Below are 12,423 nucleotides of genomic sequence, written 5' to 3'. Positions count from 1 at the left end.
GCCTCAGGTGACGACGGGGCTGCGGCGTTCGATCAGCAGGACGTCGCGCCACACCCCGTGATGACGGGCGACGCGTTCCCGGGTGCCGATCACCCGGAACCCGACCCCGGCGTGCAGGGCGAGGCTGGCGGCGTTCTCGGGGAAGACCCCGGACTGGATGGTCCAGATCCCGGCCGCTTCGGTCGAGGCGATCAGGGCGTTCAGCAGGGAGCGCGCGATGCCACGGCCACGCGCGTCGGGGCGGACGTAGACGGAGTGCTCGACCACCCCCGCGTACGCCGGGCGGGCGGAGACCGCGCCGACCGCCGTCCAGCCCAGCACCTCACCACCCGCACCGAGGGCGACGTGGCGGTGGCCGGGCAGACGGGCGGCATCGAAGGCCTCCCAGGTCGGCGCGGCGGTCTCGAAGGTGGCGTTGCCCTCGTCGATGCCCGTCTGGTAGACCGCCAGGACCTGCCGGGCGTGCGCGGGCTCCATCAGGGCCAGGTGCAGCGGCATACGGTTCTCCCGGACGGCGGTCAGCGGTTCAGGTCGAGCAGGGCGGACATGCCCGCCACGACGGACGGCTCCACCCTGTAGTACACCCAGGTACCCCGACGCTCACTGGTCAGCAGCCCCGCCTCGCGGAGCTTCTTCAGGTGGTGCGAGACGGTCGGCTGGGATACCCCGACGTCCTGGATGTCGCACACGCACGCCTCGCCGCCCTCGTGCGAGGCGACCTTCGAGAACAGGCGCAGCCGCACCGGATCGGCCAGCGCCTTGAACATCGCCGCCATCCGCACCGAGTCCTCCACCGACAGCTCAGCCGAGGTGATCGGCGGGCAGCACGGCACCTCGGCGGACTCCAGCACGACCAGCTCCAGATTCGACATATGTCTATGTTGACAGTCATCTATTCCAGTGGCAAGGTCGGAGCCAGCAACACATCGACAACCGTCGAATCAGCGGTCGCTCACCCCGAGGGGACACCCCATGTCCGAAGGTCACGCCCTGCCCATCCTCGTCATCGGCGCCGGCCCGATCGGCCTGGCCGCCGCCGCCCACCTCACCGGGCGCGGCCTGGACGTGATCGTCGCCGAGTCCGGCCCCGCAGCCGCCGGCGCGGTACGGGGGTGGGGTCACGTCCGCCTGTTCTCCACCTGGAGCGAGCTGATCGACCCCGCCGCCGAGAAGCTCCTCGCCCCGACCGGCTGGACCCGGCCCGACCAGGCCGTCTACCCGACCGGCGCCGACTGGGCCGAGCAGTACCTCCAGCCCCTCGCCGACGCCCTCGGCGCGAAGGTCCGTTACCACACCACGGTCACCGGCGTGGCCCGCGCCGGACGGGACCGCATCGTCGACGCGGGCCGGACCGGGCAGCCCTTCACCGTCCACCTCGCCACCGCCGACGGCACCGGGCAGCGGCTCACCGCCGCCGCCGTCATCGACGCCTCCGGCACTTGGTCCACCCCGGGCCCGCTCGGTGCCGACGGCCTGCCCGCCATCGGCGAGAAGACCCACACCGCCCGCATCTCCTACCGCGTCCCGGACCTCAAGGACCCGGCCGTCCGCGCCCGGTACGCCGGGAAGCGCACCGCCGTCGTCGGCTCCGGCGCCTCCGCCTTCACCGCCCTGGCCGCCCTCGCCGACCTGGCGCAGCAGGAGCGCGGCACCCACGCCGTCTGGGTGCTCCGCCGTGGAATCACCGGCTCCACCTTCGGCGGCGGCGGCTCCGACCAGCTCCCCGCCCGCGGCGCCCTCGGCCAGGCGGCGAAGACCGCCGTCGACAACGGCCACGCCACCGCCCTCACCGGCTTCCGCACCACCGCCGTCGAGGAGACCGACGGCCGGCTCGCCCTGGTCTCCGACGGAGGCGCCCGGGCCGAGGACCTGGACGAGGTCATCGTCCTCACCGGTCTGCGCCCCGACCACTCCTTCCTGTCCGAGCTCCGGCTCGGCCTGGACGAACGCCTCCAGGCACCCGTCGCGCTGGCCCCGCTGATCGACCCCAACCAGCACTCCTGCGGCACCGTCTACCCGCACGGCGCCGCCGAGCTGACCCACCCCGAGAGCGACGTCTACCTGGTCGGCATGAAGTCCTACGGGCGCGCCCCGACCTTCCTCGCCATGACCGGCTACGAGCAGGTCCGCTCCATCGCCGCCCACCTCGCCGGCGACCACGACGCAGCCGCCCGCGTCGAACTCACCCTCCCCGAAACCGGCGTCTGCGGCGGAGCCGGCCTCTTCGACCAGCCCCGGGCCACGTCCGACGAGCCCCAGGCCGCCCACGACGGGGGCTGCTGCTCGGCACCCGCCGCACCACAGCTGATCACCCTCGGCACCGGCGCGCCGAAGGCGGCCTGCTCCACCTCTGGCGGCTGCTGACCTGCTCGGGGCCCCCGCCCTCCGGCTTTCGACAGAGCAGCCCTCCGGCCCTCGCTGCCGCAGTACGCGCTCGTGCTGCCCTGGGCACGTCTCGGTCTCTACCTGCTGCTCGCCCTGGCGATCGGAGTCCTGGCGGCGGTCTGGCCGGCCCGGCGGGCGGCCCGGCTGGACGTGCTGCGCGTGATCAACGCGCAGTAGCGGGGCGGAACGCGCACGGGCTGACGGCCGCCGGACAGAGCGCAGTCCCCGGTACCGCCGCTTCGAGTGCCGGGGCCCGGTCGTCGCCGGGAGCCGACTCCCGAACGGGGTGCCGGGGGCCTGACCGGGGGCTTGGACATGTGCTCTCGCGGGCTGACAGACGTCTCTGTCTGCGAGGCGGGCTCCGTCCGGTGTCCGGGGTGTACCTACCAGTCTGCTCCGGTTCGCCCCAGGGTCAACCCCCTTCCGACGGTAACCTGGTGCTGTGTCCGATCCCGGGGGGACTCACCCTCGGATGGCAGCCATGACAGCACGACTCACCGGTCTTCCGGTCATCGACCTCTCGCTCGCCGACGGCTCCGCCGACGACCGGGCCCGGCTGCACGACGCCCTGCGCGCCGCGGCCACCGAGGTCGGCTTCTTCCAGCTCACCGGCCACGGCGTGACCGCCGGGGAGACCGCCGAGCTGACCGACGCCATGCACGCGTTCTTCGCCCTCCCGGAGTCCGACCGGCTGGCCGTGAGCAACCTCAACTCCCCGCACTACCGCGGCTACACCCGGACCGGCACCGAACGCACCTCCGGCCGCCAGGACTGGCGCGATCAGCTCGACATCGGCGCCGAACTCCCACCCCACGTGCCCCGCCCCGGCGAGCAGCCGTACTGGTGGCTGGAGGGGCCGAACCAGTGGCCCGCCGCCGTCCCCGGGCTCCGCGCCGCCACCCTGAACTGGATCGACCACCTCGGCTCGGTCGCCGCCCGCCTGCTGCACGAACTGCTGGCCTCGATCGGTGCCCACCCCGACTTCTACGACTACGCCTTCGCCGGCCACCCGCACCTGCGGCTCAAGCTGGTCCGCTACCCGGGCACCGCCCCCGACGGCACCGCCCAGGGGGTCGGCGCGCACAAGGACTACGGCTTCATCACGCTGCTGCTCCAGGACGAGGTGGGCGGCCTCGAAGTGCTGCGCAGCGACGGGACGTTCCTCTCCGTCCCACCGCTCCCCGGCGCCTTCGTGGTGAACCTCGGCGAGCTGCTCGAAGTCGCCACCGACGGCTACCTCAAGGCCACCAGCCACCGGGTGGTCAGCCCGCCCGGCTCCCGCGAGCGCTTCTCCGTCCCGTTCTTCTACAACCCGCGACTGGACGCCCACATCACCCCGCTCGACTTCCCGCAGGCCCACCACGCCCCCGGCGCCACCCAGGACCCGCACAACCCGCTGTTCGCCGAATTCGGTCGCAACGAACTCAAGGGATACGCGCGCGCCCATCCCGAGGTGACGAAGCGCCACCACCCGGAACTCCTCGCCGCGTAGCCGGACCCGCCGCCGCTGGTGGGACACTACTGCTGTCACAGCGGTACTGCCGCATCCGATCCCGAGCAGGAGGTCCCACCATGGCCGGAGCTGCGCCGACGCAGATGACCGTCGACGAGCTGGCGGCCCGGGCCGGGGTGACGGTCCGGACGCTGCGGTTCTACAGCACCAAGGGGCTGCTGCCGCCGCCGGAACTGGGCCCGCGCCGGGTGGGCAGGTACGGGGCCGAGCACCTGGGGCGACTGGAGCTGATCGAGGAGCTGCAGCGGCAGGGCCTGACCCTGGCGGCGATCGAACGCTACCTGTCCCAACTCCCGGAGGACGTCGGCTCCTTGGACCTGGCGATCCACCGCGCCCTGGTGGCCTCCTGGACACCGGAGGCGGCTGAGGAGGCCACCCGCGATCAGCTGGCCCGCCGGGCCGGACGGCCACTGTCGGAGGCGGACGTGGACCGCCTGGCGGCGATGGGCGCGGTGCACCGCACCGAAGACCCGGAACTGTTCAAGATCGACCCGGGCCTGCTGCCGCTGGGCGTACGAGTGCTGGACGTACCGATCCCGCTGGAGACGCTGGTGGCGGCCCGCGCGGTGGTCCGGCTGCACAGCCAGGCCACCGCGCACGACCTGCACCGGCTGTTCCGCGACACGGTCTGGCGCCCGTACCGGGAGAGCGAGCCGAGCGACGCGGAGCTGGAGCGGATGAAGACCCTGACCGACCAGATCCAACCCATGGTGATCCAGGCCCTGGTGACGGCCTTTCAGCGTTCCCTCGCCGAGGAGCTGGCCGCGCGGCCCGAGTGAGCACGCGCGGCCGGCTCAGCCTAACCCTCAGAAGGTCCGGCCGTTCGCCACCATCTCCTCCAGCAGCGCGGGCGGCTCGAAGCGCGGCCCGTACGCGGCCGCCAACTCCCGGGCCCGGGCGGTGAATCCGGGCAGACCACCGTCGTAGCCGTTGATGTACTGGAGCACGCCGCCGGTCCAGGCCGGGAAGCCGATGCCCAGGATGGACCCGACGTTGGCGTCGGGCACCGAGGTGAGGACGCCTTCGGAGAGGCAGCGGACCGAGTCCAGCGCCTCGGCGAAGAGCATCCGCTCCTTCATGTCCTCGAACGGGATCTCCGCGCCCGGGCGGGCGAAGTGCTCCCGCAGGCCGGGCCACAGCCGGGTGCGGCGGCCGTCGGTGTAGTCGTAGAAGCCCGCGCCGCCGCTGCGCCCCGGGCGGTCGAACTCGTCCAGCATCCGGTCCATCACCACGTCGGCGGGGTGCGTGGGCCAGTCACCGCCCGCCTCCTCGACCGCCCGGCGGGTCTCGTCGCGGATCTTGCGCGGCAGCGTGAGGGTCAGCTCGTCCAGCAGCGACAGGACCTTGGCGGGGTAGCCGGCCTGGGCGGCGGCCTGCTCGATCGAGGACGGGTCGAGGCCCTCGCCGACCATCGCCACCCCCTCGTTGATGAACTGGCCGATCACCCGGGAGGTGAAGAAGCCGCGCGAGTCGTTCACCACGATCGGGGTCTTGGCGATCTGGCGGACCAGGTCGAAGGCCCGTGCCAGCGCCTCGTCCCCGGTCTCCGGACCCCGGATGATCTCGACCAGCGGCATCCTGTCGACCGGCGAGAAGAAGTGCAGGCCGATGAAGTCGGCGCGCCGGGTGACCCCTTCGGCCAGCACGCCGATCGGCAGGGTGGAGGTGTTGGAGCAGAGCAGCGCGTCGGGGGCGACGACGTCCTGCACCTCCTGGAACACCTTGTGCTTGAGCTCGGTGTTCTCGAAGACCGCCTCGATCACGGTGTCGCAGCCGGCCAGGTCGGCGGCGTCGGCGGTCGGGGTGATCCGGGCCAGGAAGGCGTCCCGCTCCTCGGGCGTGGTCCGGCCCCGCGCGACCGCCTTGTCCAGCAGGGCCGCCGAGTACGCCTTGCCGCGCTCGGCCGCCTCCGGTGTGACGTCCTTGAGCAGCACCTCGATGCCGACCTTGGCGCAGGCGTACGCGATGCCCGCGCCCATCATCCCTGCGCCCAGCACCGCCACCTTGGCGGCCTTCCGGGCCGGGACCGAATCCGGGCGGCTGGCACCGGAGTTGACGGCCTGCATGTCGAAGAACAGTGCCTTGATCATGTTCTTGGAGGTCTGCCCGCAGGCCAGCTCGGCGAAGTAGCGGGCCTCGATCACCATCGCGGTGTCCACGTCCACCTGGGCGCTCTCGACGGCCGCCGCCAGGATGTTGCGCGGGGCTGGGTAGGGCGCACCGGCCAGCTGCTTGCGCAGGTTGGCCGGGAAGGCGGGCAGGTTGGCGGCGAAGGCGGGGGTGCTCGGGGTGCCACCGGGGATCTTGTGGCCCTTGACGTCCCAGGGCTGGACGGCCTCCTCGTGCGCGTCCACCCAGGACCGCGCCTTCGTCAGCAACTCATCCGGCGTGGCGGCGAGTTCGTCGACGAGGCCGTGCTCCAGCGCCTGCGCGGGCCGGTACTGGCGCCCCTGCAGCAGCACCTTGAGCAGCGCGTCGGTGATGCCGAACATCCGCACCGTACGGACCACTCCGCCGCCGCCGGGCAGCAGGCCGAGCGTCACCTCGGGCAGGCCGATCTTGCTGCCGGGGGCGTCCAGCGCGACCCGGTGGTGGCAGGCCAGCGCGAGTTCGAGGCCGCCGCCGAGCGCGGCGCCGTTGATCGCGGCGACCACCGGACGGCCCAGCGTCTCCAGGGTGCGCAGCGCGCGCTTGATCCGCATCGAGTTGTCGAACACCCGCTGGGCGTCCTCGGGTCGGGCGGCGGAGATCAGCCGGAGGTCTCCGCCGGCGAAGAAGGTCTTCTTCGCCGAGGTGATGATCACGCCGCGCAGGCCGGCAAGTGCTTTGAGCCGGGCGACGGTTGCCTCCAGCGCGTCGGTGAAGGCGGCGTTCATGGTGTTGGCGGACTGGTCCGGGTCGTCGAGCACCAGGGTGACCACGCCGGTCGAGTCCTGCTCCCAGCGGATGGGGGTTGCGGAAGTCATGAAGGTCTCTCCAGGGATGACGGGTGGTCAGATGCGCTCGACGATGGTGGCGACGCCCATGCCGCCGCCCACGCACAGGGTGATCAGGCCGTACCGCAGGTCGCGCCGCTCCAGCTCGTCGACGATGGTGCCGAGCAGCATCGCGCCGGTGGCGCCGAGCGGGTGGCCGAGCGCGATCGCGCCGCCGTTGACGTTCACCTGGTCGTGCCGGAAGCCGAGTTCGCGGATGAACCGGAGCGCGACGGCGGCGAACGCCTCGTTGATCTCGACCAGGTCGATGTCGGCGGCGGTCAGCCCGGCCTTGGCGAGCGCCTTGCGGGTGGCGGGGGCCGGTCCGGTCAGCATGATGGTGGGTTCGGAGCCGGAGACGGCGGCCGAGACGATCCGGGCGCGCGGGCGCAGCCCGTACCGCTCGCCGATCTCGCGGGAACCGATCGCGACCAGGGCGGCGCCGTCCACGATGCCGGAGGAGTTGCCCGCGTGGTGCACGTGGTCGATCGACTCGACCCAGTGGTACTTCTGCAGCGCGACGGCGTCGAAGCCGCCCGCCTCGCCGATGGCGGCGAACGAGGGCTTGAGGCTCGCCAGCGTCTCGACCGTGGTGCCGGGGCGGATGAACTCGTCCCGGTCCAGCACCACGAGTCCGTTGCGGTCCCTGACCGGCACCACCGAGCGGTCGAAGAGGCCGTCGGCCTGGGCCTTGGCGGCACGGACCTGGGACTCGACGGCGAAAGCGTCCACGTCGGTGCGGGACAGGCCCTCGATGGTGGCGATCAGGTCGGCGCCGATGCCCTGCGGGACGAAGTGGGTGTCGTAGGCGGTCATCGGGTCGGCGAACCAGGCGCCGCCGTCGGAGCCCATCTTCACCCGGCTCATCGACTCAACGCCGCCGGCCAGGATCAGATCCTCCCAGCCCGAACGGATTTTGGCGGCGGCCAGGTTGACAGCCTCCAGGCCGGAGGCACAGAAGCGGTTCTCCTGCACTCCGGCCACGGTGTCCGGCAGCCCGGCCGCGATCGCGGCGATCCGGGCGATGTCAGAACCCTGGTCGCCGATCGGGCTGACCACACCGAGCACGATGTCGTCGATCGCGGCCGGGTCCAACCCGGGGTTGCGGGCCTGGAGTTCGTGGATCAGGCCGACCACCAGGTCGATCGGCTTGGTGCCGTACAGCGAGCCGTTGCTCTTGCCCCGGCCGCGTGGGGTGCGGATAGCGTCGTAGACGTACGCTTCGGTGGTCACGTGAGTGCCTCTCAGGTCAGCAGGGAGCGGCCGATGATCTCTTTCATGATCTCGGTGGTGCCGCCGTAGATGGTCTGGATCCGGCCGTCGGTGAACGCCTTGGCGACCGGGTACTCCGTCATGTAGCCGTAGCCGCCGTGCAGTTGGAGGCAGCGGTCGGCGGTGCGCTTCTGCAGTTCGGTGGCCCACCACTTGGCCATCGAGGCGTCGACGGGGGTGAGCGCGTAGCGGTTGTGCTCGGTGATGCAGCGGTCCACGAAGGTCCGGGTGACCGCGCACTCGGTGGCCAGCTCGGCGATTTCGAACCGGATGTGCTGGAGCCTGGCCAGCGGTCGCCCGAACGCGGTGCGCTGCTTGACGTACTCGGTGGTCAGTTCGACCAGGTGCTCGGCCCCGGCGATCGCCGAGACCGCGATGCCCAGCCGCTCCTGGGCCAGGTTGCGCATCAGGTAGAGGAAGCCCTGGTTCTCCTCACCGAGCAGGTTGGCCTTCGGCACCCGGACGTCCTGGAAGAACAACTCGGCGGTGTCCTGAGCCTTCTGGCCGATCTTGTCCAGGTTGCGGCCGCGCTCGAAGCCTTCCGTGCCGCGCTCGACCACCAGCAGGCTGAGGCCGTGCGAGCCGCCCTCGGCGGTGGTCTTCGCCACCACGATCACCAGGTCGGCCAGGATGCCGTTGGAGATGAAGGTCTTGGCACCGTTCAGCAGGTAGTGGTCGCCCCGGTCCTCGGCCCGGGTGGCGATGCCCTGGAGGTCGGAGCCGGTGCCGGGCTCGGTCATCGCGATCGCGGTGACCAGCTCGCCGGAGCAGAAGCCGGGCAGCCAGCGCCGCTTCTGCTCCTCGGTGGCGAGCTGGGTCAGGTAGGGGCCGATGATGTCGTTGTGCAGGCCGAGCGCCAGACCGCTGGCTCCGGCCCGGGTGAACTCCTCGGCCAGCACCGCCGGGTAGCGGAAGTCGGCGCTGCCCCCGCCGCCGTACTCCTCCGGGACGGCCAGGCCGAGCAGGCCCTGCCGGCCGGCGGCCAGCCAGGCCGAGCGGTCCACGATCCCGGCCTGCTCCCAGCGCTCGTGGTGGGGGAGCACCTCCTTGGCGAGGAAGGCGCGGACGGTCTCGCGGAACGCCTCGTGCTCCTCGGTGTAGATATCACGCTGCACTGTTTCCTGCCTTCAGCCGGAGAGGCTCTTGATGCCCCAGTCCCGGGCCACCTCGGCGGTGTGACCGCCGGGCGGGGCCGGGGGGCGGCGCAGCGCGCCGGGGGTGACGGAGAAGCGCGGGGCGGGCGCGGGCTGGGTGATCCCGCCTTCGGTGACGTACGTGCCTCGCGCCACCAGGTGTTCGTGTGCGGCGGCCTGACGGAGTGTCAGAACCGGTGCGGTGCAGGCGTCGGTGCCCTCGAAGACGGCCGCCCACTCGGCCTGGGTGCGGGTGGCGAACCGGGTCGCGATCAGCGCCCGGAGTTCGGGCCAGCGGGCCTGGTCGTACTGGCCGGGGGCGTCCGGGCCGAGCTCCAGCAGCCGGGCGAACTCGGCGTAGAACTGCGGCTCCAGGGCGCCGACGGCCAGGTGGCCACCGTCCGCCGCCTGGTAGACGGAGTAGCAGGGGGCGCCGCCGTCCAGGAGGTTGACGCCGCGCCCGTCCTGCCAGAGCCCTGCGGCCAGCAGGCCCCAGAGCATGGTGGTCAGGTGGGCCGCGCCGTCCACGATGGCGGCGTCCACCACCTGGCCGGTGCCGGTCTGCTCGGCGTGCCGGAGGGCGGCCAGCAGGCCGACCACCAGGTAGAGCGAGCCGCCCGCGTAGTCGCCGAGCAGGTTGGCGGGGAAGGCGGGCGGCCCGTCGGCCGCCCCGGCCAGGCCGAGCACGCCGGCGGTGGCCGCGTAGCCGAGGTCGTGCCCGGCGCGCTGGGCGAGCGGGCCGTGCTGGCCCCAGCCGGTCATCCGGCCGTAGACCAGAGCGGGGTTGCGGGCCAGGCAGGCTTCGGGGCCGACACCGAGGCGTTCGGCCACGCCGGGGCGGTATCCCTCGATCAGCAGGTGGGCCCGTTCGACCAGGTCGAGCACCTGGCCCGGCCCCTCGGGCGTCTTGAGGTCGACCACCACCGAGCGCTTGTTCCGGTTGGTCACGTCGTACGCCGGGTCGACGCCGAGCACGGCCGGGTCGGGCCGGTCCACCCGGACCACGTCGGCACCGAGGTCGGCGAGCAGCATCGCGGCGAACGGCCCGGGGCCGATCCCGGCGAGTTCCACCACCCTGACCCCGGCCAGCGGCCCGGAGCCGGTCATCTCTGCCACCGACCGTCCTCCCATGTTTGACAGTGGGGCTGTCACAGTCGCGATGATAGACAAGTGACCAGCCGGTAACAAGGGTCGCGGCGGCGGGTCGGGCACAGCCTTGCGATCAGCCCGGCACAGGCGGATTCTGGGGCTGGAACGATCCACCCGAGAGAGGTGATCGGACATGCAGAACCACTGGATCGTCGACCTCGTCTTCGAGGAGGACGACACCCGAACCACCTGCACCGCATCGCTCAGCGGCTTCAGTGCCCCCGGCGTCCGGGGCCTCGGCATCGCCCGTCGCAGCCCGGACGACGCCCCCGACTCCACCGTTGGTGAGGAACTGGCCGCCGCCCGCGCCTGCTCCAACCTGGCCCACGAACTGATCCACAAGGCCGCCGCCGGAATCGAGGACCGCACGCACAGCTCCGCCCGCCTGATCTTCTGACCCCTCACCACCGGGAGCCGTGCGCCCGGTGGTGACGGCTGTTTCGGGCTGGCATAGAGCACCCCTATGAGGCCATAGGTGCGGGAAGGGTAGCCTAACCGGGAGCCGCCGGTCAGCCTGGCGGATAACCGCTGCCCAGCCGAAGGACGGACCGCATGCCCCGCCCCATCCGAGTGGCCATAGTCGGAGCCGGTCCCGCCGGCATCTACGCCGCCGACGCGCTGCTGAAGTCCGAGATCGCCACCGAACCAGGGGTCTCGATCGACCTGTTCGAGCGGATGCCCGCCCCCTTCGGCCTGATCCGGTACGGCGTCGCCCCCGACCACCCCCGGATCAAGGGCATCGTGACCGCGCTGAACCAGGTGCTGGACAAGCCGCAGATCCGCCTGTTCGGCAACGTCGACTACGGCACCGACCTCCACCTGGACGACCTGCACCGGTTCTACGACGCGGTGGTCTTCTCCACCGGCGCCGACGCCGACCGCGCGCTGGACATCCCCGGCATCGAGCTGGACGGCTCGTACGGCGCGGCCGACTTCGTCTCCTGGTACGACGGCCACCCGGACGTCCCGCGGAGCTGGCCGCTGGAGGCGGAGAAGGTCGCCGTGCTCGGCGTCGGCAACGTCGCCCTGGACGTGGCCCGGATCCTGGCCAAGACCGCCGACGAGCTGCTGCCGACCGAGATCCCGCCGAACGTCCACGCCGGTCTGGCCGCCAACAAGGCGGTGGAGATCCACGTCTTCGGCCGCCGCGGCCCGGCGCAGGCGAAGTTCAGCCCGATGGAGCTGCGCGAGCTCGACCACTCGCCCACCATCGAGGTGATCGTCAACCCCGAGGACATCGACTACGACGACGGCAGCATCGCCACCCGCCGGGGCAACAAGCAGGCCGACATGGTCGCCTCCACCCTGGAGAACTGGGCGATCCGCGACATCGGTGACCGCCCGCACAAGCTGTACCTGCACTTCTTCGAGTCCCCGGTCGAGGTGCTGGGCGCGGACGGCCGGGTGGTCGGCCTGCGCACCGAGCGCACCGAGCTGGACGGCACCGGGAACGTCAGGGGCACCGGCAGCTACCAGGACTGGGACGTCCAGTCGGTCTACCGCGCGGTCGGCTACCTCTCGCAGGAGCTGCCCAAGCTGCCGTTCGACACCCTCTCCGGCACCGTCCCGCACCAGGCCGGCCGGGTGATCGAGGGCGGCGCGCACCTGCCCTCCACCTACGTCACCGGCTGGATCAAGCGCGGCCCGGTCGGCCTGATCGGCCACACCAAGGGCGATGCCAACGAGACGGTGGCCTGCCTGATCGAGGACTTCCGGAGTGGCGCGCTGCGCACCCCGGAGGCCCCGGAGCAGGACGCGATCGTCGCGCACCTGACCGAGACCGGCGTCAACTACACCACCTGGGACGGCTGGAAGCTCCTGGACGCGCACGAGCGGGCGCTCGGCGAGCCCCAGGACCGGGAGCGGGTCAAGGTGGTCGAGCGCGCCGAGATGCTCCGGGCCAGCGGGGTGACGCTCCCGCAGGAGTAGGACCGCATCCCCCGCCCGGGGGAGCCGGTTCGTGATCACGGTGGACGTGGGGCAGGGGCGCCGGGCG

At 72.1% G+C, this 12,423-nt stretch carries 12 protein-coding genes; 6 read left to right on the top strand and 6 right to left on the bottom strand.

The annotated features are described in order from the left end of the window. Positions 1–3 precede the first annotated feature (3 nt). Together ACKUU6_RS25995 and ACKUU6_RS25990 are read right to left on the bottom strand one after the other, a co-directional pair. Positions 4–498 carry a GNAT family N-acetyltransferase gene (locus ACKUU6_RS25995; protein WP_407990984.1) on the bottom strand — a complete coding sequence of 165 codons (495 nt, stop codon included), beginning with the start codon at positions 496–498 and terminating at the stop codon, positions 4–6. Positions 499–518: 20 nt separating this feature from the next. Further along, complete coding sequence (locus ACKUU6_RS25990; protein WP_407990983.1) at positions 519–872, bottom strand: metalloregulator ArsR/SmtB family transcription factor; 354 nt, start codon at positions 870–872, stop codon at positions 519–521. 100 nt (positions 873–972) lie between these two features. On the opposite strand from ACKUU6_RS25990, the gene ACKUU6_RS25985 reads away from it, so the two are divergent. From ACKUU6_RS25985 to ACKUU6_RS25970, 4 genes are all read left to right on the top strand, one after another. Further along, positions 973–2,364 carry an NAD(P)-binding domain-containing protein gene (locus tag ACKUU6_RS25985; protein WP_407990982.1) on the top strand — a complete coding sequence of 464 codons (1,392 nt, stop codon included), beginning with the start codon at positions 973–975 and terminating at the stop codon, positions 2,362–2,364. Positions 2,365–2,436: 72 nt separating this feature from the next. Then, positions 2,437–2,562 carry a hypothetical protein gene (locus tag ACKUU6_RS25980; protein ID WP_407990981.1) on the top strand — a complete coding sequence of 42 codons (126 nt, stop codon included), beginning with the start codon at positions 2,437–2,439 and terminating at the stop codon, positions 2,560–2,562. A gap of 304 nt (positions 2,563–2,866) precedes the next feature. Then, positions 2,867–3,877 (top strand): isopenicillin N synthase family dioxygenase, encoded by a 1,011-nt coding sequence (locus tag ACKUU6_RS25975; RefSeq protein ID WP_407990980.1) that lies wholly within the window; start codon positions 2,867–2,869, stop codon positions 3,875–3,877. A gap of 80 nt (positions 3,878–3,957) precedes the next feature. Continuing rightward, positions 3,958–4,677, top strand: a complete 720-nt coding sequence (locus tag ACKUU6_RS25970) for a MerR family transcriptional regulator (RefSeq protein WP_407990979.1) — start codon at positions 3,958–3,960, stop codon at positions 4,675–4,677. A 27-nt stretch (positions 4,678–4,704) separates the two neighbouring features. On the opposite strand, the gene ACKUU6_RS25965 is transcribed toward ACKUU6_RS25970, so the two are convergent. Genes ACKUU6_RS25965 through ACKUU6_RS25950 form a run of 4 tightly spaced genes read right to left on the bottom strand, consistent with a single transcriptional unit; the run spans position 4,705 to position 10,385 of the window. Further along, positions 4,705–6,864, bottom strand: a complete 2,160-nt coding sequence (locus tag ACKUU6_RS25965) for a 3-hydroxyacyl-CoA dehydrogenase NAD-binding domain-containing protein (RefSeq protein WP_407990978.1) — start codon at positions 6,862–6,864, stop codon at positions 4,705–4,707. A gap of 27 nt (positions 6,865–6,891) precedes the next feature. Further along, the gene (locus ACKUU6_RS25960) at positions 6,892–8,106 is read right to left on the bottom strand and encodes an acetyl-CoA C-acetyltransferase (protein WP_407990977.1); all 1,215 of its coding nucleotides are present in this window, start codon (positions 8,104–8,106) and stop codon (positions 6,892–6,894) included. Between the two features lie 11 nt (positions 8,107–8,117). After that, positions 8,118–9,260 (bottom strand): acyl-CoA dehydrogenase family protein, encoded by a 1,143-nt coding sequence (locus tag ACKUU6_RS25955; RefSeq protein ID WP_407990976.1) that lies wholly within the window; start codon positions 9,258–9,260, stop codon positions 8,118–8,120. Between the two features lie 12 nt (positions 9,261–9,272). After that, positions 9,273–10,385, bottom strand: a complete 1,113-nt coding sequence (locus tag ACKUU6_RS25950; RefSeq protein WP_407992242.1) for a CaiB/BaiF CoA transferase family protein — start codon at positions 10,383–10,385, stop codon at positions 9,273–9,275. Between the two features lie 175 nt (positions 10,386–10,560). Between ACKUU6_RS25950 and ACKUU6_RS25945 the strand changes: the two genes are divergently transcribed. Continuing rightward, positions 10,561–10,824 carry a DUF1876 domain-containing protein gene (locus tag ACKUU6_RS25945; protein WP_407990975.1) on the top strand — a complete coding sequence of 88 codons (264 nt, stop codon included), beginning with the start codon at positions 10,561–10,563 and terminating at the stop codon, positions 10,822–10,824. Between the two features lie 155 nt (positions 10,825–10,979). After that, positions 10,980–12,356, top strand: coding sequence for an FAD-dependent oxidoreductase (locus ACKUU6_RS25940; RefSeq protein ID WP_407990974.1), 1,377 nt, complete (start codon positions 10,980–10,982; stop codon positions 12,354–12,356). Positions 12,357–12,423 lie beyond the last annotated feature (67 nt).

The sequence above is a fragment of the Kitasatospora sp. CMC57 genome (assembly GCF_045866025.2).
Lineage (GTDB): Bacteria > Actinomycetota > Actinomycetes > Streptomycetales > Streptomycetaceae > Kitasatospora.
The sequence above is the reverse complement of the archived record's forward strand: the minus strand, read 5'-3'. Positions and strand labels throughout refer to the sequence as shown.

What these genes read in the sequence shown, in the direction of transcription:
- ACKUU6_RS25995 (WP_407990984.1), bottom strand. Translation starts at nt 498, where the DNA reads ATGCCGCTGCACCTGGCCCTGATGGAGCCCGCGCACGCCCGGCAGGTC.
- ACKUU6_RS25990 (WP_407990983.1), bottom strand. Translation starts at nt 872, where the DNA reads ATGTCGAATCTGGAGCTGGTCGTGCTGGAGTCCGCCGAGGTGCCGTGC.
- ACKUU6_RS25985 (WP_407990982.1), top strand. Translation starts at nt 973, where the DNA reads ATGTCCGAAGGTCACGCCCTGCCCATCCTCGTCATCGGCGCCGGCCCG.
- ACKUU6_RS25975 (WP_407990980.1), top strand. Translation starts at nt 2,867, where the DNA reads ATGACAGCACGACTCACCGGTCTTCCGGTCATCGACCTCTCGCTCGCC.
- ACKUU6_RS25970 (WP_407990979.1), top strand. Translation starts at nt 3,958, where the DNA reads ATGGCCGGAGCTGCGCCGACGCAGATGACCGTCGACGAGCTGGCGGCC.
- ACKUU6_RS25965 (WP_407990978.1), bottom strand. Translation starts at nt 6,864, where the DNA reads ATGACTTCCGCAACCCCCATCCGCTGGGAGCAGGACTCGACCGGCGTG.
- ACKUU6_RS25950 (WP_407992242.1), bottom strand. Translation starts at nt 10,385, where the DNA reads ATGACCGGCTCCGGGCCGCTGGCCGGGGTCAGGGTGGTGGAACTCGCC.
- ACKUU6_RS25945 (WP_407990975.1), top strand. Translation starts at nt 10,561, where the DNA reads ATGCAGAACCACTGGATCGTCGACCTCGTCTTCGAGGAGGACGACACC.
- ACKUU6_RS25940 (WP_407990974.1), top strand. Translation starts at nt 10,980, where the DNA reads ATGCCCCGCCCCATCCGAGTGGCCATAGTCGGAGCCGGTCCCGCCGGC.